The organism is Micromonospora vinacea, assembly GCF_015751785.1.
GTDB classification, from domain to species: Bacteria; Actinomycetota; Actinomycetes; order Mycobacteriales; family Micromonosporaceae; genus Micromonospora; species Micromonospora vinacea.
Map to the genome: position 1 here is coordinate 5,610,623 of NZ_JADOTY010000001.1, position 21,225 is coordinate 5,631,847.

The following is a 21,225-nucleotide window of genomic DNA, read 5'->3' on the forward strand; positions in this document are numbered from 1 at the left end:
CGCCGTGCGTCATCGGGTCCTCCTCGGGTGTCCACGCCCTGGGGTACGTCCCGACGGCCGAAGTATCCTGGCTTCCGGATCGACGCTCTCCCCCGGCCTTCCAACCGCAGACACACGGCCGTGACTCACGAGGGGGGATCGCTCCCCGGTGACAGTGGCGGGACCGCGTCGGATTCACACCGACTTCCTTCACTGCCGTCAGGCCGCGAATGCTGCCACACCGCCGCGCCGCCGGTCAACGCCGGTCCGGCTCGACCAGGCGCACGGAACTCATCGAGATTCAGCGATTGGTGCGAGCGCGAGTCCGCGCGCCGCAATGCCCCAGATCAATGCTCGACATCCTTTGCTCTGCTTACCTATGTGCACCACACACGGAGCGTCACCGGTGCGTATAGGTAAGCAGAGCAAAGGGAGGTTGCACCTACCCTGGCCTGCGCCGATCGTCCGGCGGCGCGTTGCCGGCCGACACCCTCACATAGGATCGGCGATCGCCACACCAGTGTCCGTGATCAATCTCGGAGGTCGATCACCATGGTCGCCCCGCAGTTCCACCACCTCGCCGGTCGGGTCTGGCTCTGTCCGGGCGATCCGGACCCGGAGGCGGTCCAGGCCGGCGTCGCCGTCGTCGCCGACGAACGCGGCAGTGTGATGATCGACGCCGGGCAGAGCCCCGCGCACGCCGGCGACATCCAGGCCGCGCTGGCCGCCGCCGGGCTACCCGAGCCGCGCTGGCTGGTCTACACCCACCATCACTGGGACCACGTGTGGGGCGCCTGCGCCTGGCCCGGGGTGGAGATCGTCGGGCACGAGACGGCCGTGTCGCTGCTGCGCGCCGAGGCCACCCGGCCGTGGAGCCACCACTACCTGCAGGAGCAGGTACGCGCCGATCCCCGCCTCCGCCCGAGCTTTCGGGCACGCGCGCGCGCCATGGCGTCCTGGGAGGGCTTCGCCATCCTGCCGCCGACCCGGACCTTCACCGACGTGGACGAGCTGCCGGTCGGGGTCCGGCTACGCCACGTCGGCGGGGGGCACGCGCCGGATTCGACAGTGGTGCTGGTGCCCGACTCGGGGGTCATGCTTCTGGGCGACTGCTTCTACCCGCCGCCGGCACATCTGCGCCGGCCGGAGGACGGCCTCGATCTCGACCTGGTCCGGCGGCTGCTGGACGACACCTACCACTGGTACGTCTCCAGTCACGCCGAGCCGATGACGCTCGAGCAGGCCCGCTCAGCCGTCGAGGCTGCCTGAGCGGACGAGCCTCAGCGGGCGTGGCGTTCCGGGTGGGCGCGGCTCCAGGTCCGCATCCGTTGCGGGTAGCCGGTGCGCGCCGCCTCGTAGAGCGGCACCGCGTGCTTACGGGCGATGGTCCCGGCCGCGCGGGGCGTTCCGGTACGACGACGGATCCACTCGCCGTCGTGGGCAATCGCCACCACCGTGGTGTCCGTCGCGGTCGTCTCCGGCTCGAGGTAGAACTCCACCCCGCGCCGGGTGGCCACGAACGCCTCCAGCGCCGCGAGGTCGTCGCGGGTCGCCTCCCGGTCCAGCTTCGTCGGGGTCGCCTCGGCACCCCGTGACCGCCGATTGAACCAGCTCATGCCCCACCCCTCTCCTCGACGCCCCTCCAGTGCAGCACCGATTCCTGGCAATACGCTGCACGCCGGATGGGAGACAGCTGACCTGCCCCGAAAAGTCCTGTGGAACCCGCGGCGGGTGAGCGGTGTCATGACAGTGATCCGAACGGAGGTCTTTCCCCTGGACGACCAGGCGCTCGTTATCCGCGCTCGGGCAGGTGACCTGGAGGCGTACAACCTCCTGGTCGCCCGGCACACCGCGTCCGCGTACCGGACGGCGGTGCTGCTCGGCGCGGGCTCGGACTCCGAGGACGTCATCCAGGAGGCGTTCGTGAAGGCGTACCGGAAGTTGTCCCGTTTTCGCGGCGACGCGTCCTTCCGATCGTGGCTGCTCACGATCGTCGCCAACGAAACCCGCAACCTGCACCGCTCCCGGGGCCGGCGGGACGGGCTCGTCCTGCGGGCGGCGGCAGCGGACCCGGCGTCCGAGATCGTCGAGGACGACGCGGTCGGCGCGGTCCTCGCCGGAGAGCGCCGGGCGTCGCTGGTGCAGGCGCTGCGGCAACTGCCGGTACGGGACCGCGAGGTGATCGTCTGCCGGTACTTCCTCGATCTCACCGAGGAGGAGACGGTGGCGGCTCTGGGCTGGCCCCGGGGCACTGTGAAGTCGCGTACCTCCCGGGCGTTGGCGAAGCTTCGCAGCCTGCTCGACCGTGAGGAGGTCCGGCATGGGTGACCTCGAACGGGAACTGCGTGACCTCTCCGCCTGGCTGGACACCCCCGATCCGCCCGACGTGACCGCCCGCGTCCGCGTACGACTCAGCACGCCCGCGCCCCGGCGGCGCCGGTGGCGGTCGCTCGCCGCGGTGGCGCTCGTCACCCTGCTGGTGGCGCTGTTGCCGCCGACGCGGGCCGCGATCGCCGACGTCGTCACGGGGCTGCTGCGTTTCGCCGGGGTCAGCATCGCCACCTCACCCACCCCGATGCCGCCCGCCGGCACCGCGTCACCGTTGCCCGGGCAGCGGACCGTCGCCCTGGACGAGGCCCAACGGGCGGTGCGGTTCCCGATCCGCCTGCCGGCGAGGCTCGGCCCGCCCGAGCAGGTGCTGGTCGCCGACCCGGACGCCACGGGCCGGTACCGGGTGGCGACGCTGCTCTACGACGGAGGCACGTTGCGCGTCGACGCGTTCGACGGTCACCTCGACCTGGCCTTCCACAAGGAGGTCACCCCACCAGGCGCGAACTGGGTCCAGGTCAACGACCACTTCGCCGTCTGGGTCGACGGCCCACACGCCCTGTCCTACGTGGACCGGGCGGGCGAGATCCGCAGGGAGACCGCCCGGCTGGCCGCCTCGACCCTGATCTGGCAGGACGACGACGTGAGCTACCGGCTGGAGGGCACCTTCACCAAGGCCGAGGCGATCGAGATCGCGCGTTCACTGGGCTAGGAACCTGGCGGGCGCGGGCGGTGTCGGAAGGGTGCGACGAGTCGTCGACGCGTACCGGAAGGGGCGAGATGGGTTCCTGGGGCAGGTTGATGTTGGCATCCTCGATGATCGTGCTGGCGGGGTGCACGCCCACGACCGGCAGCGCCTCGCCGGCGGCGGGTACGGCCACCACGGCCACCACGGCGAGCACCGCGACCGCCTGCGCGGCGCGGGTCGAGACGGGGTCCCTGCCCGACTGGGCGGACGCCGGGTTCAGTGGGGACGCGCGGGTTCCGCACGTCTTCGGCGCGAAGGGTGACATCGTGGCGGTGCTGTTCGCCCATCCGCTGCGCCAGGTTCGCAAGGACGGGTCGAACAACAAGATCCTCTGGGTGGCCCGCGCCGCCACTACCTCGCCCGACCCGACGGCGCCGGCGACCCTGGTGATCACCGCGAGGCTGGACGGCACCGACACCCGGGTGACCCGGGAGGTCGCCGGCGGCCCCGGCCCGTCGATCATCGACCTGCCCGAGGCCGGTTGCTGGCGCCTCGACCTGCGCTGGTCCGGGCACACCGACACGATGGACCTGGTCTACGCCCCCTGAGCCGGCGCCCCGGCTGTCTAGACTGCCTGGCGTGCTGGAGGACGAGCGGGTGGCGGCGGCCCGCAACAACGCCGAATGGTGCGACATCGTCTGCGGCAGCCATGGACTGGCCGGCCGTACCGACGCCGCCGCCTGGTCGGTCCCCCACCGTTCGCCACGGTGGTACCCGGACGCTGTCACAGTGCGGCCGGGCGTCGACGCCGAGGCCCTGCTGGCCCGGATCGACGTGGGTCCCGGCGCGTCGGTGAAGGACAGCTTCGCCGACGTCGACCTGTCCGGGTACGGGTTTCGGGTGCTCTTCGACGCCCAGTGGATCCACCGGCCGGCGTCGGCCCCGCCGCCCGTCCCGCCGCTCACCCCGGTCAGCACACCCGACGAGTTGGCGGCCTGGGCGGCGGCGCACGGCGGTGGGGAGCTGTTCCGCCCCGCGCTCCTGACCGACCCCCGGGTACGGATCCTCGCCCGCCACGACGACCGGGGTGTGCTCACCGGTGGAGCGGTGCTCAGCGGCTGCGGCCCGTACGGCGTCTCCAACCTGTTCACCCGCACCGACGACTCCCGGGACATCTGGCGGGCGGTGTGTGCCACAGTGCCCAACGCGCCGCTGGTCGGCTATGAAACCAGCGCTGACCTGCCGTCGGCGCTCTCCGCTGGCTTCACCGCCACCGGCCCTCTCCGCGTCTGGTTGCACGCCTAGTGTTCCGGCCACTGGCTCTGCGCGCGGACAGCTATGCTGGGCGGCATCGGCACCGATCCGGCCATCACCGGGGAGCCTCCGGAAGAACGGGCGGTTCGCCGCCCCAGTAGAACCGGACGTAGCGGCACGTCACGTCGCGAAAGTGAGCGGCGCCTGCACCGTCGAGGCGCAAGCGGGGTGGTACCGCGGAGTCCTGGCCATACGCCCGGCGCTTCGTCCCCGCATGGGCAGTGAGCTGATGCCCTTGCGAGCGGATGTGAAGTGTAGGGAGAACGTCGGTGCCGGACGGTCCATCGAAGTCGCCATTCGTGCCACTGCCCACCAAGATCGACCTCGGCGGGATGGACCGTGCGGTCATCGAGTGGTGGCAGACCAACAACGTCTTCAACCGGAGTCTGGAGCAGACGGCCGACGGTCCGCCGTGGGTGTTCTACGAGGGGCCGCCGACCGCCAACGGCACGCCGGGCACCCACCACATCGAGGCGAGGGTCTTCAAGGACCTCTTTCCCCGATACCGGACGATGCGGGGCTTCTCGGTGCCGCGCCGTGCCGGGTGGGACTGCCACGGCCTGCCGGTTGAGCTCGCTGTGGAGAAGGAACTGGGGCTGAGTGGCAAGCCCGACATCGAAAAACTGGGCGTCGCGGAGTTCAACGCCCGGTGCCGCACCTCGGTGCTGCGGCATGTGGACGAGTTCGTCCAGCTCAGCGAACGTATGGGTTACTGGATCGACCTGGAGCACCCGTACCAGACCATGTCCGCAGAATACGTGGACAGCGTCTGGTGGTCACTGAAGCAGATCCACGACGGCGGGCGTCTGGTGGAGGACTTCCGAGTCGCGCCGTACTGCACCCGCGACGGCACGACCCTCTCCGACCACGAGGTGGCGCAGGGGTACGAGACCGTCACCGACCCCTCCGTGTACGTGCGGTTTCCGGTGCGCGGGGCGGTAGCCGGACACAGCGGTGTCGACCTGCTGATCTGGACCACCACCCCGTGGACCCTGGTGTCCAACACCGCCGTCGCCGTACACCCCACCGTGACGTACGCCCTCGCCCGCACCGAGCAGGGCACGTTCGTCGTCGCCGAACCGCTGACCCGGCGGGTCCTCGGCGACGAGGCGGAGATCCTGGCGACCGTACCGGGGTCGGCCCTCGAGGGTTTGCGGTACGAGCGGCCGTTCGACCTGGTGGACATCCCGGACGCGCACCGGGTGGTCCTCGCGGAGTACGTCACGACCGAGGACGGCACCGGCCTGGTGCACCAGGCGCCGGCCTTCGGCGCGGACGACCTCGCCGTCTGCCGCGCCTACGGGTTGCCGCTGGTCAACCCGGTCGCCCCGAACGGGCGGTTCAACGACGGCATCGACCTGGTCGGTGGGGTGTTCTTCAAGGACGCCGACGCGTTGCTCATCGACCGTCTCCGGACGTCTGGCCGGTTGTTCCGGCACGAACCGTTCGAGCACCCCTACCCGCATTGCTGGCGGTGCCACACCCCGCTGATGTACTACGCGCAGCCATCCTGGTACATCCGGACGACCGAGGTCCGTGACGAACTGACGCGGGAGAACGAGAACACCAACTGGTTCCCGGAGCACATCAAACACGGCCGCTACGGCGACTGGCTGAAGAACAACATCGACTGGGCGGTGTCCCGCTCCCGGTACTGGGGCACCCCGCTGCCGCTGTGGCGATGCCCGGACAACCACGTGACAGCTGTCGGTTCCCGTGCGGAGCTCGGAGTGCTGGCCGGCGCCGACCTGTCCGAGCTGGATCCGCACCGCCCGTACGTCGACGAGATCACCGTCGCCTGCCCGGACTGCGGTCAGGTCGCCACCCGGGTCCCCGAGGTGATCGACGCCTGGTACGACTCGGGAGCGATGCCGTTCGCGTCGGTGGGCTACCCCCACGTGCCGGGTAGCAGGGAGATCTTCGAGCGCACCTACCCGGCCCAGTACATCTGCGAGGCGATCGATCAGACGCGGGGGTGGTTCTACACGCTGATGGCGGTGGGCACGCTGGTCTTCGACCGGTCCCCGTACGAGAACGTCGTCTGCCTCGGGCACATCCTGGCGGAGGACGGCCGCAAGATGAGCAAACACCTGGGCAACATCCTGCTGCCGATCCCGTTGATGGACACCCACGGCGCCGACGCGGTGCGCTGGTTCATGGCGTGCTCCGGCTCACCGTGGTCGCCGCGCCGGATCGGGCCCGGCCCGCTCGACGAGATCGTCCGCAAGGTGTTGATGACCTACTGGAACACCGCGGCGTTCTTCTCCCTCTACGCGGCGAACTCGACGTGGGCGCCGCATCTGGCGCAGCCGGTCGCCCAGCGACCGGTGTTGGACCGGTGGATCGCCGGCGAGGTCCACGCCCTCGCGGCAGCCGTTGACGAACGGATGCAGAACTACGACACGGCGCGCGCCGGCCGACTGCTCGCCGACTTCATCGACGACCTGTCGAACTGGTACGTACGGCGGTCGCGGCAGCGTTTCTGGGAGGGCGACCCCGATGCGCTCACCACCCTGTACGAGTGCCTCGACATCCTCACGCGGCTGCTCGCGCCGTTCATTCCCTTCGTGACGGAGGAGGTGTGGCAGCAGGTCGTCCGGCGGGGGTCCGCGTCGGCTCCGGAGTCGGTGCACCTGGCGACCTGGCCGACACCCGACACCACGGTGATCAGCACTGAGTTGTCGGCCCAGGTGGCCATGGCGCGGGCGTTGGCTGAGGCGGGCCGGTCCGCGCGTAAGGCGAGTAGCTTGCGGATCCGTCAGCCGTTGAGCCGGGCGCTCGTGGGGCTGCCGGCCGGCACGGTTCTCCCGCAGGCGTTGCTGGACGACATCGGCGACGAGTTGAACGTGAAGGTCCTCCAGCCGCTCGATCCGCAGAGCGGGGTCATCGACGTGCAGGTCAAGGCGAACTTCCGGACCCTGGGCCGCCGGTTCGGCAACCGCACCCAGCACGTCGCGAAGGCCATCGCCGCCGTGGCCCCCCGGGACCTGGTCGACGGCCTCCGGGCGAACGGGACGTACCCGCTGTCGGTCGACGGTGCGCAGGTCGAGGTGGGCCTGGACGACATCCTGATCACGGAGGTGCCGCGCAGCGGTTGGGTAGTGGAGTCCCAGCGCGGCGTGACGATCGCGTTGGACACCGAGATCACCCCCGAACTGGCAGCCGAGGGCGTCGCACGCGACGTCGTACGGATCATCCAGCAGGCCCGCCGCGACGCAGACTTCGAGGTCTCCGACCGGATCACGGTGTCGATCGCCGCCTCCGCTGACGTCGCGGCGGCGATCTCCACGCATCAGAAGCTCATCGCGCACGAGACCCTCGCGCTCCAGTTGACGGTTGCGGACGCGTTGTCGGAGGGGTTCTCCGGCACTGTGGGCGACGGTCAGGAGATTGTGGTGCACGTCGTGCGGGCCTGAGCGGTGACGGGTGGACGATCAGTGCAGACGGGTCAGGTCTTCCGGGGTCAGGCGTAGGGCTCCAGCGGCGATGTTCTGCGCCAGGTGCTCCGGGTCCGAGGTGCCGGGGATGGCGAGCACGTGGGGGCCCTGGTGCAGGGTCCAGGCGAGGCGTACCTGCTGCGGGGTGACGCCGTGCTGGCGGGCGACCGCCTCGACGGCCTCGCTCGACGCGGTGCTCGCGCCCGCCTCCCGACCGGTGCCGGCCAGCGCGAAGAACGGCACGTAGGCGATGCCCCGCTCACCGCAGAGCCGGACGAGCGCGTCCTGCTCCCGGTAGGCGTCCACCCCGTAGTTGTTCTGCACGCAGACCACCGGCGCGATGCCCGCCACCTCGTCCAGCTGCTCCGGCCGGACGTTGGAGAGCCCGAGGTGCCGAATCAGCCCGGCGGCCCGCAACTCGGCGAGCGCGCCGAACCGGTCGGCCACCGGCACCGCACCCGGCCCCCGGCCGAGGCGCAGGTTCACCACGTCGAGCTGGTCGCGGCCGAGCCGGCGAAGGTTCTCCTCCACCTGGGCCCGCAACTGCGCCGGGGTGAACGCCTCGGTGAAACCCGCCTCCGGGTCGTACCCGAAACCGACCTTGGTGGCGATCACCAGATCCTCCGGGTACGGGGCGAGCGCCGCGCGGATCAGCTCGGTGGCGTAGCGGGCCGGGCCGGTGCCGACGCGCAGGGTGCCGCCGGGCGAGACGTAGAACGCGGCCGTGTCGATGTGGTTGACGCCCAACTCCACGGCGCGGCGCAGCAGGGCCCCTGCCTGGTCACTGTCGGGGTTGGCGGTGATCCGCATCGAGCCGAAGCCCATCCGGTGCACGGTGCGGTCGCCCAGGGTCCAGCTACCCGCTGCGGCGGCGGTGATCTCGTCGGTTGGCATCGGGCGACCGTAACCAGCACGGGCGCGCGGCGCAGTCGGCCGCGCACCCGATACCGCCCGGCGGCGAAATGGGTTAGTTTTTATCTACCGACGGAGCAGTTTCAGCGGGGTGCGGCGGGCGCAGCACCGGCACCAGCAGCAGGGTCGGCAGCAGCAGCAGCGGCACCGCCAGCAGCGCGCGCAGGGTGCCGACCTCATCGCCGATCAGCCCCAGCAACGGCGGGCCACCGAGGAACGCGGTGTAGCCGATCACCGCGACCACGCTCACCCGCACCGCCGCGTGCGCCTCGTCGTCGGCCGCCGCGCTCATCCCGACCGGGAAGCCCAGCGACGCGCCGAGGCCCCACAGAGCGACGCCGATGATGGCCACCGGCCCGGAGCCCGCCAGCACGGCCAGGCCGGCGCCGACCACGGCGAGGCCGATGGTGCCGCTGAGCACCGGGACTCGACCCCACCGGTCCAGCGCGATGGTGCCGGCGGTGCGCCCGACGGTCATGCCCACCACGAAGACGGCGAAGACCGCCGCTCCGGCCGCCTCGCTGAGGTTCCGTCCGTCGATGAACGCGACGGCCAGCCAGTCGTTGGCGGCACCCTCGGTGAACGCCGCCACCAGCACGAACAGCCCGATCAGCAGGGTGCGCGGCTCCCGCCAGGCGGCGAGTTGCGCCCGGCGACGGGCGGCCGGGGTGGCGTCCGCCGGGTCGCCGGTGTGATCGCTGCCCACGGGCAGGAACGTCCGGGCGGCGAGCGCGGTGCCGGTCAACACGACCACCGCCACCGCGACGAGATGCGCGCCGACCGACACGTCGAACCGGGCCGCCCCGGCGCCGAGCGCCGCTCCGGCCACCGAACCGAGGCTCCACCCGGCGTGGAAACGGGGCATGATCGTACGGCCCAGCCGTCGTTCCACCGCCGCGCCCTCGACGTTCATCGCCACGTCGCAGGCGCCGGAGCCGTAGCCGAGGGCGACCAGTCCCAGGGCGACGATGGCGAACGACCCGGTCATCGTGGCGCCCAGCCCCGCCACGGTCAGGCCGACCGCGACCAGCACGGTGGCCATGGTGACGGTGCGGGCCGCACCGAATCGCTGGGCGAGCAGGCCGGAGGTGGGCATGGCGAGCAGCGCGCCGACGCTCATCGCCAGCAGCAGCAACCCGAGTCGGCCGGCGGAGAGGTCCAACGCCTCACGGACCGCCGGGACGCGGGAGAACCAGCTGCCGACGGCCAGCCCGTTGAGGGTGAAGGTGACGGCGACGCCGTTGCGGGCGAGCCGCACCGTCCGCAGGGTCGGCGTTGCGATGTCCGGGGCTACCGGTCGACTGGTGGGGGCGCTCACGGGGGTGGGTCCTCTTTCTCGGGGTGATCTCCTGGCACGATCGCACACCTGAGAGCGCTACCACCGCAACCGGCAACCGCCCCTTACCGCTGTTGGTGCGGCCGGGGCATGATGTGAGCAGGCGTTGGTCCGACCGGACGGGCCGCCGCAGGAGGCGACGATGACGACAGCGGCACACCGAGCGGCCACCCTCGAGGACGTGGCCCGGGTCGCCGGGGTGTCCCGGTCCACGGCGTCGCGCGTGATCGCCGGCACCGGGTTCGCCTCGCCGGCCGCCCGGAAACAGGTCACGGCAGCCGTCGACCAGCTCGGCTACGTGCCCAATCCGGCCGCCCGGGCGCTGGTCCGCGGCGTCGGCGTACGCCTTGTCGTGGCCGTCCAGGGGACCAGCGCCGCGGTGCTGGACGACCCGTACGTGCACCAGGTGGTCGGCTCGGCCGCCCGGGTGTGCACGCCCGCCGGTGTCGGGGTGGCGCTGCACTGGCTGCCGTTCGGCGACCCCCGCAGCCTCGACCAACTCGACGGCGATCGCAGCGTGTGCGGGGTGATCCTGGTCAACACGACCGAGGATCTGCTGGAGGCGGTGCCCCCGTCACTACGCGGTCGGGTCGTCTCGATCGGCGTCGGCTCGGCGACAGTGCCGTCGTTCGACGTCGACAACGCCGCCGGCTCCGAAGCGGTGCTGCGCCACCTGTACGCCTCGGGTCGCCGCCGGATCGCCATGGTGACCGGCCCCCGGTGGCTGCCCTGCGCACAACGCCCGGTGCAGACGTACCGCCGGCTCATGGCCGAGGCCGGTCTACCGGAGCGGATACTGCCCGGGGACTTCAGGGCGGCGCGCGGCCGGACGGCGGCCGGCGAGGCGCTGCGCCGCTGGCCGGACATCGACGCGATCTACGCGATCAGCGACGACACCGCGCTCGGGGTGATCGCGGGCCTGCGGGACGTCGGCGCGCGGGTGCCCGGCGACGTCGCGGTGGCCGGCTTCGACGACATTCCGCTGGCCGGGATGACCGCACCGGCGCTGACCACGGCGAGTCATCCGGTGGGGCGGATCGCCGTCGCTGCGGCCTCCGCTCTGCTGGACGGTCGCCCGGCGGCACCGGTGACCCTCTTCCCCTCCGCTCTGGTGGCGCGGGCCAGCGCCTGAGTCGACGCCCAGTTGGGCACGCCGACGGTTAACCCCGCACCGGCCGGGTAACCGCGTCGGACCTTTCGTCCACAGCGAGGAGCGCCGACCCGTGTCCGACTCCGCGCCGTCGCACTGGGACCCGGCGCCGAGCCCCCGGGACGGCCGGTTGACCGCCCGCCGCCACCCGCCGGTGGCGCCGGGCCGCACCGGGCTGGTGCCGATGACCGGCCCCGCCGGGGACCGGCTGGCCCTGGGGTACGCCCCGGAGTCGGCGAGCGACGGTTCGGCGTACCGGTTGGTGGTGCTCCTGCACGGTGCGGGCGGTTCGGCGCGACAGGGGCTGGACCTGCTGTTGCCGGTCGCGGACGCGCAGCACCTGCTGCTGGTCGCCCCGGATTCGTCGGCGGCCAGTTGGGACCTGATCGCCGGCGGCTTCGGGGCGGACGTGGGACGCATCGACGGGCTGTTGGCGACCGTCTTCGACACCTATCCGGTGTCCGACGTGACGGTCGGTGGCTTCTCCGACGGCGCCTCGTACGCGCTGTCGCTGGGCCTGGCGAACGGGGATCTGGTCGACGCGGTGCTGGCCTTCTCCCCCGGTTTCGCCGCGCCACCGGTCACCCACGGCCAGCCACGGATCTTCATCTCGCACGGCGTCGACGACCGGGTGCTGCCCATCGACGTGTGCAGCCGCCGCCTCGTCCCCCGCCTGCACGACCTCGGCTACGACGTGACCTACCAGGAGTTCCCCGGCGGCCACGACATTCCCACCCCGATCCGCGATTCCGCCATCGCCTGGCTCACCGCCCATCCCCCACGGGCAGCGGACCACCCCTGAGCGGTGCGGACGTCAGACCGGCGGGAGGCCGAGGGCGTCGTCGACGCGGGCGAGGACGGCGGCGTCGTCCTCCGGGTTGACCCCGCGCAGCAGGTCGATGGCAGTGGCCCGGACCTGACCGATGATCATCGCCAGGGGGAGGGTCTGCGTGGAGCCGAAGAGCTGCCCGGCGGTGTGCACCGCGGCCAACGCCGACTCGTCGGCCCGGGTGGCATGCTGGTCGGCGGTCTCCTCCTGCCCGTTCAGGTCGGCGGCGAGTGCGGCACCGGCCTGACGGACCGCCTCGGCCAGTGACCGCAGGGCGGCGCCCAGCTCCGCCGGCGCCGGGGTGTGCAGCCGGCTGAGGGTCACGCCCGCACGGGCCAGCACCCGGACGTTGCGGACCGCGTAGTCGATCTGCCGGATCGACTCGTCCACCGAGCGCAGGCGACCGATGTGCCGGCGTCGACGGACGTTGAGCCGCAGCGCCTCACCGGCGGCCAGCACTCCGTCGCGCAGCCCGTCCACCCGGGCGTCCATCCCCCGGGCCTGCCTCAGCGCGGCGACCGCCGCCGGCTCGTCGCGGTCGTCCAGCGCGTCGGCGATCCCGCCCAGCAGCCCGGCCAACTCGTCGAAGGTCCGCCGCACCTCGGCGACCAGCGGGGCCAGCGGATGCCGGGCGTCGACCAGCAGACTGGCCGCGAGCGCGACAGCGCCGCCGACCAGCGCGTCGACGAAGCGGAACGGCACCAACGACCCGTCCGGCGGTGCGACCACCACCAGGTAGAGCGCGGAGACCGCCGCCTGCACCAGCGTCACGCCGGTGGCGCCGAAGGCCACCGCGAGAAGGACGGTGAGCAGGATGACGGTGAAGACCGTCCAGGTGCTGCCCGGGCCGAGCGCCTGCACCACAAGGTCCGCGACGAGCACCCCGGCGGCGACCCCGAGGACGACCTCGACGGCTCGGCGGATGCGCTGCCCCCGGGCCTGACCGAGGACGATCAGCGCGGCGGCCGGCGCGAAGAACGGCTGCGGGTGCCCGAGCAGCCGGGTGGCCAGCAGCCAGGCCACGGTAGCCGCGACGGTCGCCTCCAGCACCGGCCGCCAGCCGTGCCGCAACCGCCCGCCGGCCGTCCGCAGGCCGCTGAACCGCACCATCGCCCAACCTCTCCCGCCCCCGCCGGCCGGCCCGCCCCGGCCCGACACCAAGCCGCCAGCTCACCACACTCGCCACCCGCTCACGCCGGCACACCGCCGACCCGCGACACCACACCACCGCACCGCCGCCGCCGCATCACGCACGGCACCGTCAGGTCGCAACAGACACTCGCTCACGGCGGCACACCGCCAACGCGACACCGCGCCGCAGGTCTACGGCAGCATGGGGTCCGCTCCCCCTTTCGAGCTGATGCCGTAGACGCATCAGGCTCGATGTCGTAAACGATTCAGCTCCAAAGGGCCGGCCCATGGCACCATGCCGCGGCCCACGGCATCCCTGGGCGATCGTCTCCCATCACGCGCCGGACCTGATCACCGGGCCGCTCCCCGCCCCTGCTCGACGACGACCAGCGGCGGTCGGGTCAGGTTCCGGTGAGGGCGCGCAGCAGCGTACGGACGGCAGCGCTCAGGTCGGCGCGGCTGGCCGCGCTGCCGGGCTGTGGGGCGCTGAGCGCGCCCGCGCCGGCCAGTCGGTCGAAGAGCAGCCCGTCCACGAACGCGACGAACTGGTCGCCCTGCCGCTCGGGGTCGGTCGCCCCGGCCCGCGTCAGCAGGTCCCTGGCCTGCACCCGCAGGCCGGTGCCGTGCTGCAGGATGCCGCGCAGCTCGGGCCGGTGCACCGCCTCCAGCAGGCAGGCGTAGCGGGCGAGGCTCCGGCTGCGTCCGACGCTCAACCAGCGGTCGAGCACCTCGGCGACGCCGGCGGCGAGCGCGTCGAGGTCGTCGCCGTCGAGCCGGGGGGCCGGCGTCGGGGGTGGCGGGCCGGTCGGCAGGTCGTACGCCGCCAGGTCGGCCCGGTCCCGCTCGGCGAGCCGACCCACCACCGCCTCGATCAGGGCCTGACGGGTCCGCAGGTACGCGGAGGTGGTGCCCGGCGGCATCCCGGCGCGGGCGTCGACCGCCCGGTGGGTCAGGGCCCTCATGCCACCGTCGGCGATCAGTTCGATGGCCGCGTCGGTCAGCGTCGCGATCCGGTTCGCCCGCGCCGTCATGGCACTCCTCCTTTCCGGGGTCCGCAGGTAGTATCGCTCTTCTACAGATGTAGAAGGAGGATCGCCATGGACGACTCACACGCGGTGGTGGTGGGCGCCGGCATCGGCGGGTTGAGCGCGGCGCTCGCCCTGCACCGGCACGGCTGGCGGGTCACCGTGCTGGAGCGCGCCTCGGAGCTGCGTGAGGTCGGCGCCGGCCTGAGCCTGATGGCCAACGCCGTACGCGGGGTGGACGCCCTCGGCCTCGGCCCGGCCCTGCGCCGGGGTGGACACGGCGAGGCGCCCGGTGGAATCCGCAACCGGCACGGGCGGTGGTTGTCCCGGGTGGACGCCTCGGAGATGATCCGGCAGCTGGGCACCACGGCGCTCGGCGTGCACCGGGCCACGCTGCACCGCACCCTGCGCGAGGCCCTGCCCGCCTCGTCACTGCACACCAACGCCACTGTGCAGCACGTCGAGTCCGGCCCGGACCGCGCCGAGGTGCGCTACCAGGGGCCTGACGGCCCGCACACCCTCACCGCCGATCTGGTGGTCGGGGCCGACGGCCTGCGCAGCCAGGTTCGCGCCCAGCTCTGGCCGCAACACCCCGGCCCGGTGTACGCCGGTTCGACGACGTGGCGGGCGGCCATCGCGTTTCCCGATCCGATCCCGGCCGCCATCACCTGGGGGCCGGGAGCCGAGTTCGGCATGGTGCCGATCGGCGACGGCCAGCTCTACTGGTACGGCGCGCTGAACGCCCCGCCCGGCGGCCAAGCCCCCGACGAGCTGGCGGCCGTGCGGGAGCACTTCGGCGAATGGCACGACCCCATCCCGGCGCTTCTCGCGGCAACCCCACCCGACGTCGTGCTGCGCAACGACATCCACTACCTGGCCGAGCCGCTGCCCTCGTACGTGCGGGGTCGGGTGGCGCTGCTCGGCGACGCCGCTCATCCGATGACACCCAACCTCGGGCAGGGCGCCGGGCAGGCGATCGAGGACGCGGTGGTGCTCGGCGCGGTCTGCGCCGGCGGCGCCGAGGGAGTGCCCGCCGCCCTGGCCGCGTACGACGAGCAGCGTCGACCACGCAGTCAGTCCGTTGCCCGTGCCTCCTACGTCGCCGGGCGGTTCGGACAGCAGCTGCACAACCCGATCGCCTTCGCGATGCGGACCATCGCGTTGCGACTCATCCCGGGCCGGGTGGCCCTGCGCAGCATGGCCCGCTACGCGGACTGGCGACCGCCGGCGGGCTGAGCCGGCCCGGCGATCCGGCCGCTGGCCAGGGCGGCGTACTCCGCTGAGGCGAGGAACTCGGTCAACACCTCCACGGTGCCCGGCGTCCACTGACGACCGTCGAGCACCTCGGCACCGGGAACGAAGAGCATCGCGGCGCCCTCGCCGAGCACCACGTCCTCCTGCCGGGCCCGGGTGCTGCCGAGGAAGTAGTGCTTCACCCGGTCCAGCTCGGGCAGCGTCTGCACGGCGACCGGGTGCAGTGGCCCGTCGGCCCGCAGGCCGGTCTCCTCCCACAGCTCCCGTTCGGCGGTCTGCTCCGGCGTCTCCCCCGGCTCGCCGTGGCCGCCGGGCAGCCCCCACACGTTCGGGTGGTGCGTCGCGTCGCCGTCACGCAGTTGCAACAGCAGTTGCCCGTCGGGATCCACCAGCATGACGCACGCGACAATTCTCATCCGACCAGACTACGGCCGACGAGGAACCGTCGTGGCCCCAAAGCTCCAGAATAGTCATTCTGGTCGTCGTCGGGGCTAATCAAAGGCGACAGTGCGCCGGTACAATCGGCGACTTCGTTGTGACCGATCGCTGACTGCTGATGGTGAAAGCGATCACACACACTGAGCCCATGAACAGGAGAGTCAACCGCGGTAGGGCACTCCGCGTCGCGGTGTGCCTCCTTCTTCTCGCCGCGCTGAGCGGCTGCATGCAACTCAACATGGGGTTGACGGTCAACGCCGACGACACGGTCGACGGTCAGCTCCTGCTGACGGCCCAGAAGTCCGTGCTGACCGCCCGGAACAAGAACATCCCGCTGGCCTTCGCGGAGTTGCGGCAGAACATCCCCGCCCTACCGGCGGGCGAGGAGACCCTCTACCAGGACGACACTTTCTACGGCTCCCAGATCAGTTACCGCAAGGCGCCGCTGGCCGGTTTCGACACCGAGAGCGTGAAACTGGTCAGGGATGGCGATCTGTACCGCTTCACGTTGCCGCTCGACCCGAAAAAATATGGCGGAAAGGTCGCGGAGCAGAATCCGCAAAACCAACAGGCGTTCCTCAAGCTCATGTCGTTCGAGATCTCGGTGACATTTCCCGGCCGGGTGATCGACAGCAATGGCACCGTCAACGGCCGTTCGGTCAGTTGGAAGGTCGACCCTAACCAGGAGAAGCCGGCCGAACTGCGGGCCGTGGCCGAGGCGCCACCTCGACCGTCCACCTCGCCGGTTGCCGCCGGCGAGGAGGACGACGGGTTCCCCTGGCTGCTGCTCGTCGGCGGTGTCCTCCTCCTGCTGGTGCTCGCCGCGGTGGGCGTACTCCTGGTTCGCCGCCGTCACCCCGCGGCGCCGGCTGCGCCCGGTCCGACCCCGCCGCCGGGCCCACCCGCCGGCGCCCCGGGGCCCGGCTGATCCATCTGGTGGCCGGCTCAGCCGGCCACGCCCGGCCCCGGCCGCCCCCGAAACGACGGCGACCGGTCCCGGTGCTCCCCCGCGGGGCACCGGACCTCACCACCACCACATCCCGGTCGCACCATCGCAGAAGGGGGATCGTCATGAACGATCTCTTCACCTGGGCAGCCCTGGGGACCATCGCCGGCGCGAGCGCCGCCACCCTGCTGGCCACCAACGTCATCGGCGGGCTGATCGGCCCGAGCGGCGACAAGCTCCGCAAGTGGATCGCCATCGCCATCGCGCTGCTGCTGTCCTACCTGACCGCGGCGTTCGCCGACGACGCCGGCGGCGAGAAGTGGGTCATCGCGTTCTTCAACGCGCTGGTCATCTTCTCCGCCGCGCTCGGCGTCAACCAGTTCCCGCCCGGCAACCGGCAGGCGACCCAACCGTCGCCGACCCAGGTCGCACAGGGTCGTGAACCCCGAGTCTTCCGTTCCTGGGTCTGAGGGGTGTCGTCATGGTCTTCGGAATTCTCAGCGCGGCCGTTCAGGTCGGCTTCGGCGCCCTGCTCGGCTTCCTCGCCGGTGGCCCCATCGGGCTGCTGATCGGCGCCGTCGTGGGCCTGGTGGTCGGCGCGGTCTTCGGCTGGTCGGTGGCCTCCGCCGGGGTGTACGGCTCGGACGCCCGCGGCATCTTCCTCTTCGTCGTCGACCACACCTGGAGTCTGCTCAACACGGTCGTCGGCGCCATCTACCTGACCGTGCACCTGATCTTCGGGCACTCACTGGACCGGCCCACGTCACTGAACAGCGGTCGGGTCAGCGTGGTGGAGGGGGTCTCCCCCCGGTACGCCACCACCATCGGCACCGTCTGCGCCGGCTCCAGCTCGGGCATCCAGCGGCACGAGGACGTGCACATCTTCCAGGGTCGCCTGCTCGGGCCGCTCTACATCCCGCTGGTGCTCGCCAACTACGTCCTGTTCACCATCGCGCCGGTGTGGCTGCTCTACCACGACCACACCAACGCGCCGATCAACCGCTTCACCCGGTACTTCGAGATCGGCGTCTACCCGCACGTGTGGAACGAGGCCATCGCGTACCGGATCCAGGGGACGCCGCCGCGATGAGCACCCACGGGCGCGGACCGATCGAGACCGCCACCGCCGAACTGGTCGCCTGGGTGACCAGCGCGGCGGGGGAACCCGTCCCGGTCGGTCCGCCCCGCCCGTGCGACGACGCCGACGGGCTCACCCTCTGGCCGATGGAGCTGCGCCCGGCCCGCCAGACCCGCTCCAGCGGCGCGGTCCGCGAACCGTACCGGTTCACGGTCCGCCACCTGCTCTGCGTGACCGGGCCGGCCGGGTTGCCCCGGCTGGACCGGGTGCTCACCGCCGCGACCAGCGACGGCAGTTACCCGGTCGTACTGGAGGCCGGCGACCACCCACTGTGGACGGCCTTCGGCACGGCACCCCGACCGGCGCTGCTGATCGACGTGGCGGCGCAGGTGGACCACCCGACTCCGGCCGCGCCGCCGGTGCTGCAACCGCTGCGGTTGCGGCAGCTCGACGTGCGCAGTCTCGGTGGGCGGGTGGTCGGCCCCCAGGAGCAGCCACTGGCCGCGATGCGGGTCGAGCTGCCCGCCACCGGGTCCGCCACCCGCACCGACACCGAGGGCCGGTTCCTGATCGTCGGCGTCCCGCACGACCCCGAGCACCCGAGCCCGGTACGGCTGCGGCTGACCGGACGCGGGCTCGTCCTCACCGCCGACGTCGACCCGGCCGAGGACGACATCGTCATCGTCTGCGCGCCACCGACCCACTGACACCCACAGGCACAGGAGGACCGATGCCCAGTTACTTCTCCCCCGGCATCTATGTCGAGGAGGTCCCCAGCGGCGCCCGACCGATCGGGCCGGCGAGCACCAGCATCGCCGCCTTCGTCGGCGTCGCCCCGGACCGCTCCGCCCACCTGGGCAAGGCGGTGCCGGTCAACAACTGGACGGAGTTCCTGCGGCTCTTCGCCGGTGGGGAGCGGGTGGAGAGCACCCCGCTGGCCCGGGCGGTCTTCGGCTTCCTGGACAACGGAGGTGCCCGCTGCTGGGTGGTCAACGTCGGCGAGGGTGGCGCGATCACCGGCACCGGGCAGCGGCGCGGCGGCCTGCAACTGCTGGAGGCCGTCGACGAGATCTCCATCATCGCCGCGCCCGGCTTCCACGACGTGGTGTCCCACGAGGCGCTGCTCAGCATGGCCGAGCGCACCCGCACCATGGTCGCGATCTGCGACCCGGCACCGGACATCGACGACATCTCCGCGTTGACCCGGGTCGCCACGCCGTCCTCCGGCAAACCCCCAAAGCCCGCCGAGGGTACGGGCAGCGGCGCGGCCGGCCCCGGTGGCGGCGCGGCCCAGCCGGGCGGCTCCGGCGGCCACGAGGGGGCCGCGTACCGGCCGCGACAGTCCGAGTTCGGCGCCTTCTACTACCCGTGGCTGCGGGTCCGCGACCCGATCAGCGGCGAGTTGGAACTCACCCCGCCGAGCGGGCACCTGGCGGGCATCTGGGCCCGCACCGACGCCCTGCGCGGGGTGCACAAGGCCCCGGCCAACGAACCCGTGCGCGGCGCCGTCGACCTGGGTTACCTGGTCACCCGACCGGAACACGACGTGCTCAACCCCAAGGGCGTCAACGTGATCCGCTACTTCGCCGGCGAGGGCATCCGCGTCTGGGGCGCCCGTACGCTCGCCGCCGAGGCCAGCGAGTGGCGCTACCTCAACGTCCGACGCCTCAGCATCGCCATCGAGCAGGCCATCGCCAACGGCACCCGGTGGATGGTCTTCGAGCCCAACGACTTCACTCTCTGGCGTTCGATCCGGCGCGACATCGGGGCGTTCCTCACCCGGGTGTGGCGGGACGGCGCGCTGCTGGGACGCAGCCCCGAGGAGGCGTTCTTCGTCAAGTGCGACGAGGAGACCAACCCGGTGGACGTCCGCGACGCGGGCATGGTGATCGCCCACATCGGCATCGCGGTCGTCAAGCCCGCCGAATTCGTGGTGTTCAAGCTGAGCCAGTGGGCCGGCGGCACCGAGACCGAGACGATCGGAGGCTGACATGCCCACCACCGCCACCCCGCAACCAGGGGCCCCGGTCGACCCGTACCGGGCGTACAACTTCCGGCTGCTCATCAACGGCGTCACCAACGGCCACTTCACCGAGATGACCGGCCTGGAGGTGAACATCCCCGGGCAGCCGTACCGGGAGCACGGCCTGGGTCGGATGCGGATGGTGCCCGGTCAGGCCGAGTACGAGCCGGTGACGCTGCACTTCGGCCTCACCGCCTCCCGCGAGTTGTGGGACTGGGTGAACGCCACCGCCCAGGGCACCCTCAACCGTCGCAACGTCTCAGTGGTGCTGCTCGACTCTGTCGGCACCGCCGAGGTGCTGCGCTGGAACCTGATCGACGCCTGGCCGACCCGGTGGCGCGGCGCGCACCTCAACACCCTCAGCCACGAGATCGCCATCGCCTCGCTGACCCTGCGCTACGAGGGCCTGGAGCTGGAGACCGGCGGTGCCACCGCGCCGACGCCCGCGTAGCTGGCTGGCCGGCCGGCTGCGCTCGGCGGCCGGGGTGGTGCAGCGCCTCGCCGGGCGGGTCGAGCCCGCCGGCCACCTTCCGACGCCGTCACAGGCGCCCGTGGCGACACCACGCCGTTTCGGGGAGCCTCCGCAGCACTGGCTGGACCTGGTCGCCGCCCACGCGCCCGGCCTCCTGCACGACCTGGACCTCGACCCGCCCGGTGCGGAACCGGCGGAGGGGCGCGATGAACCCGCCGGCGGCCCCGGCTTCGGCGATCGGCTCGATCAGGACGGTCCGGACCGGTGGACCGCGGCGACCCGACCGGCGCATCCCGTCGGGGAGGACGCCGGGTTCCCCGCCGACTCGATGGATGGTCGTGCCCCCGGCACCGTGGGTCGTCGTGCCCCCGGCACCGTGGGTCGTCGTGCCCCCGGCACCGTAGGTAGTCGGCCCGGCCGCGCAACCAGCACGAGTGGGACTGACCTGGCCGGACACCCCGACGGGCGTGGCCGCGCGGCGTCCGCCACGCGCGCCACGGTGGGTGACGGCGCAACGGTGGACACGGCGTACGGCGTCGACGGGCCGGAGATGGCGACCGGGGGTGGAGGGCCGGACGGGTCACACTCGACGAGCGGAACCGGGAGGTCGGCGCACGCGTCGAGCGCAGCCGACCGGCCCGGCGGCCCAGGCATGAGCGGTGCCGGCCCCCCACGGGGCAGCAGCGACGCCTTCGCCGTCGCGCTGACCGCCGAGGTACCGCTCGCGTCGGATGGGGACCGACGTTCGCCGGGCCGGCTGCTGGACGGTTGGCGTCTGCGCCCGCCATTCGGACGGGTCGCCGCGACAGGACCGGCGCGGGACGGCACCCCGGCCGCCGACTCGAGAGGGCTGCCCCGAATCGGGGAGCCAACCTCCCCGGCGAG

21 protein-coding genes and 1 riboswitch are annotated in these 21,225 nt (G+C 72.2%); of the genes, 15 read left to right on the forward strand and 6 right to left on the reverse strand.

Features of this window, described 5'->3' with window-relative positions; all coding sequences use genetic code 11:
* Positions 1 to 38: 38 nt before the first annotated feature.
* A riboswitch (cobalamin riboswitch) is annotated at positions 39 to 215 on the reverse strand.
* 316 nt (positions 216 to 531) lie between these two features.
* A complete protein-coding gene (locus IW249_RS26465) occupies positions 532 to 1,248 on the forward strand; it encodes an MBL fold metallo-hydrolase (protein WP_196923230.1) in 717 nt (238 codons plus the stop codon).
* 11 nt (positions 1,249 to 1,259) lie between these two features.
* Here IW249_RS26465 and IW249_RS26470 read toward each other — a convergent pair whose 3' ends face one another.
* Positions 1,260 to 1,595, reverse strand: a complete 336-nt coding sequence (locus IW249_RS26470) for a hypothetical protein (RefSeq protein ID WP_196923231.1) — start codon at positions 1,593 to 1,595, stop codon at positions 1,260 to 1,262.
* 127 nt (positions 1,596 to 1,722) lie between these two features.
* On the opposite strand from IW249_RS26470, the gene IW249_RS26475 reads away from it, so the two are divergent.
* The 5 genes from IW249_RS26475 to ileS all read left to right on the forward strand — a co-directional run bounded on the left by IW249_RS26475 (position 1,723) and on the right by ileS (position 7,725).
* Entirely contained in the window at positions 1,723 to 2,307 is a 585-nt protein-coding gene (locus IW249_RS26475; RefSeq protein ID WP_196923232.1) for an RNA polymerase sigma factor, read from the forward strand.
* Positions 2,300 to 3,019: a hypothetical protein gene (locus IW249_RS26480; RefSeq protein WP_196923233.1), complete on the forward strand. Its 720-nt coding sequence runs from the start codon at positions 2,300 to 2,302 to the stop codon at positions 3,017 to 3,019. The genes IW249_RS26475 and IW249_RS26480 overlap by 8 nt, the downstream gene beginning before the upstream one ends.
* A gap of 89 nt (positions 3,020 to 3,108) precedes the next feature.
* Positions 3,109 to 3,603 (forward strand): hypothetical protein, encoded by a 495-nt coding sequence (locus IW249_RS26485; protein WP_231392661.1) that lies wholly within the window; start codon positions 3,109 to 3,111, stop codon positions 3,601 to 3,603.
* Positions 3,604 to 3,634: 31 nt separating this feature from the next.
* Entirely contained in the window at positions 3,635 to 4,300 is a 666-nt protein-coding gene (locus IW249_RS26490) for a hypothetical protein (protein ID WP_196923235.1), read from the forward strand.
* A gap of 278 nt (positions 4,301 to 4,578) precedes the next feature.
* Positions 4,579 to 7,725: an isoleucine--tRNA ligase gene (ileS, locus tag IW249_RS26495; protein WP_307788713.1), complete on the forward strand. Its 3,147-nt coding sequence runs from the start codon at positions 4,579 to 4,581 to the stop codon at positions 7,723 to 7,725.
* Positions 7,726 to 7,743: 18 nt separating this feature from the next.
* On the opposite strand, the gene IW249_RS26500 is transcribed toward ileS, so the two are convergent.
* Together IW249_RS26500 and IW249_RS26505 are read right to left on the reverse strand one after the other, a co-directional pair.
* On the reverse strand, positions 7,744 to 8,640 hold the full coding sequence (locus IW249_RS26500; RefSeq protein WP_196923236.1) for an aldo/keto reductase: 897 nt from the start codon (positions 8,638 to 8,640) through the stop codon (positions 7,744 to 7,746).
* Positions 8,641 to 8,713: 73 nt separating this feature from the next.
* Complete coding sequence (locus IW249_RS26505; RefSeq protein ID WP_196923237.1) at positions 8,714 to 9,976, reverse strand: MFS transporter; 1,263 nt, start codon at positions 9,974 to 9,976, stop codon at positions 8,714 to 8,716.
* A gap of 160 nt (positions 9,977 to 10,136) precedes the next feature.
* Between IW249_RS26505 and IW249_RS26510 the strand changes: the two genes are divergently transcribed.
* Both IW249_RS26510 and IW249_RS26515 read left to right on the forward strand, forming a co-directional pair.
* Positions 10,137 to 11,126: a LacI family DNA-binding transcriptional regulator gene (locus IW249_RS26510; protein ID WP_196923238.1), complete on the forward strand. Its 990-nt coding sequence runs from the start codon at positions 10,137 to 10,139 to the stop codon at positions 11,124 to 11,126.
* A gap of 91 nt (positions 11,127 to 11,217) precedes the next feature.
* On the forward strand, positions 11,218 to 11,946 hold the full coding sequence (locus IW249_RS26515) for an alpha/beta hydrolase (protein WP_307788714.1): 729 nt from the start codon (positions 11,218 to 11,220) through the stop codon (positions 11,944 to 11,946).
* A gap of 12 nt (positions 11,947 to 11,958) precedes the next feature.
* Here IW249_RS26515 and IW249_RS26520 read toward each other — a convergent pair whose 3' ends face one another.
* Together IW249_RS26520 and IW249_RS26525 are read right to left on the reverse strand one after the other, a co-directional pair.
* A complete protein-coding gene (locus tag IW249_RS26520; protein ID WP_196923239.1) occupies positions 11,959 to 13,083 on the reverse strand; it encodes an FUSC family protein in 1,125 nt (374 codons plus the stop codon).
* Positions 13,084 to 13,505: 422 nt separating this feature from the next.
* Positions 13,506 to 14,135 carry a TetR/AcrR family transcriptional regulator gene (locus IW249_RS26525; RefSeq protein WP_196923240.1) on the reverse strand — a complete coding sequence of 210 codons (630 nt, stop codon included), beginning with the start codon at positions 14,133 to 14,135 and terminating at the stop codon, positions 13,506 to 13,508.
* A gap of 66 nt (positions 14,136 to 14,201) precedes the next feature.
* Here IW249_RS26525 and IW249_RS26530 point away from each other — a divergent pair, with 66 nt between their 5' ends.
* The gene (locus tag IW249_RS26530) at positions 14,202 to 15,365 is read left to right on the forward strand and encodes an FAD-dependent oxidoreductase (protein WP_196923241.1); all 1,164 of its coding nucleotides are present in this window, start codon (positions 14,202 to 14,204) and stop codon (positions 15,363 to 15,365) included.
* On the opposite strand, the gene IW249_RS26535 is transcribed toward IW249_RS26530, so the two are convergent.
* The gene (locus IW249_RS26535; protein WP_196923242.1) at positions 15,335 to 15,799 is read right to left on the reverse strand and encodes an NUDIX hydrolase; all 465 of its coding nucleotides are present in this window, start codon (positions 15,797 to 15,799) and stop codon (positions 15,335 to 15,337) included. The two genes, IW249_RS26530 and IW249_RS26535, sit on opposite strands and share 31 nt — an antisense overlap.
* A gap of 170 nt (positions 15,800 to 15,969) precedes the next feature.
* On the opposite strand from IW249_RS26535, the gene IW249_RS26540 reads away from it, so the two are divergent.
* The 6 genes from IW249_RS26540 (at position 15,970) to IW249_RS26565 (ending at position 20,319) form a co-directional block, all read left to right on the forward strand.
* Positions 15,970 to 16,749, forward strand: a complete 780-nt coding sequence (locus IW249_RS26540) for an LppM family (lipo)protein (protein ID WP_196923243.1) — start codon at positions 15,970 to 15,972, stop codon at positions 16,747 to 16,749.
* A 143-nt stretch (positions 16,750 to 16,892) separates the two neighbouring features.
* Entirely contained in the window at positions 16,893 to 17,237 is a 345-nt protein-coding gene (locus tag IW249_RS26545) for a hypothetical protein (protein WP_196923244.1), read from the forward strand.
* Between the two features lie 11 nt (positions 17,238 to 17,248).
* Positions 17,249 to 17,857 (forward strand): glycine zipper family protein, encoded by a 609-nt coding sequence (locus IW249_RS26550; protein WP_196923245.1) that lies wholly within the window; start codon positions 17,249 to 17,251, stop codon positions 17,855 to 17,857.
* On the forward strand, positions 17,854 to 18,552 hold the full coding sequence (locus IW249_RS26555) for a carboxypeptidase regulatory-like domain-containing protein (RefSeq protein WP_196923246.1): 699 nt from the start codon (positions 17,854 to 17,856) through the stop codon (positions 18,550 to 18,552). The genes IW249_RS26550 and IW249_RS26555 overlap by 4 nt, the downstream gene beginning before the upstream one ends.
* A gap of 23 nt (positions 18,553 to 18,575) precedes the next feature.
* The gene (locus tag IW249_RS26560) at positions 18,576 to 19,835 is read left to right on the forward strand and encodes a phage tail sheath family protein (protein WP_196923247.1); all 1,260 of its coding nucleotides are present in this window, start codon (positions 18,576 to 18,578) and stop codon (positions 19,833 to 19,835) included.
* Between the two features lies 1 nt (position 19,836).
* A complete protein-coding gene (locus IW249_RS26565; RefSeq protein ID WP_030327509.1) occupies positions 19,837 to 20,319 on the forward strand; it encodes a phage tail protein in 483 nt (160 codons plus the stop codon).
* Positions 20,320 to 21,225 lie beyond the last annotated feature (906 nt).

Coding starts and splice junctions, on each gene's coding strand:
- IW249_RS26530 (WP_196923241.1), top strand. CDS start 14,202: ATGGACGACTCACACGCGGTGGTGGTGGGCGCCGGCATCGGCGGGTTG.
- IW249_RS26565 (WP_030327509.1), top strand. CDS start 19,837: ATGCCCACCACCGCCACCCCGCAACCAGGGGCCCCGGTCGACCCGTAC.
- IW249_RS26560 (WP_196923247.1), top strand. CDS start 18,576: ATGCCCAGTTACTTCTCCCCCGGCATCTATGTCGAGGAGGTCCCCAGC.
- IW249_RS26525 (WP_196923240.1), bottom strand. CDS start 14,135: ATGACGGCGCGGGCGAACCGGATCGCGACGCTGACCGACGCGGCCATC.
- IW249_RS26555 (WP_196923246.1), top strand. CDS start 17,854: ATGAGCACCCACGGGCGCGGACCGATCGAGACCGCCACCGCCGAACTG.
- IW249_RS26475 (WP_196923232.1), top strand. CDS start 1,723: ATGACAGTGATCCGAACGGAGGTCTTTCCCCTGGACGACCAGGCGCTC.
- IW249_RS26500 (WP_196923236.1), bottom strand. CDS start 8,640: ATGCCAACCGACGAGATCACCGCCGCCGCAGCGGGTAGCTGGACCCTG.
- IW249_RS26470 (WP_196923231.1), bottom strand. CDS start 1,595: ATGAGCTGGTTCAATCGGCGGTCACGGGGTGCCGAGGCGACCCCGACG.
- IW249_RS26510 (WP_196923238.1), top strand. CDS start 10,137: ATGACGACAGCGGCACACCGAGCGGCCACCCTCGAGGACGTGGCCCGG.
- IW249_RS26545 (WP_196923244.1), top strand. CDS start 16,893: ATGAACGATCTCTTCACCTGGGCAGCCCTGGGGACCATCGCCGGCGCG.
- IW249_RS26465 (WP_196923230.1), top strand. CDS start 532: ATGGTCGCCCCGCAGTTCCACCACCTCGCCGGTCGGGTCTGGCTCTGT.
- IW249_RS26485 (WP_231392661.1), top strand. CDS start 3,109: ATGTTGGCATCCTCGATGATCGTGCTGGCGGGGTGCACGCCCACGACC.
- IW249_RS26520 (WP_196923239.1), bottom strand. CDS start 13,083: ATGGTGCGGTTCAGCGGCCTGCGGACGGCCGGCGGGCGGTTGCGGCAC.
- IW249_RS26540 (WP_196923243.1), top strand. CDS start 15,970: ATGAACAGGAGAGTCAACCGCGGTAGGGCACTCCGCGTCGCGGTGTGC.
- IW249_RS26480 (WP_196923233.1), top strand. CDS start 2,300: ATGGGTGACCTCGAACGGGAACTGCGTGACCTCTCCGCCTGGCTGGAC.
- IW249_RS26550 (WP_196923245.1), top strand. CDS start 17,249: ATGGTCTTCGGAATTCTCAGCGCGGCCGTTCAGGTCGGCTTCGGCGCC.
- IW249_RS26535 (WP_196923242.1), bottom strand. CDS start 15,799: ATGAGAATTGTCGCGTGCGTCATGCTGGTGGATCCCGACGGGCAACTG.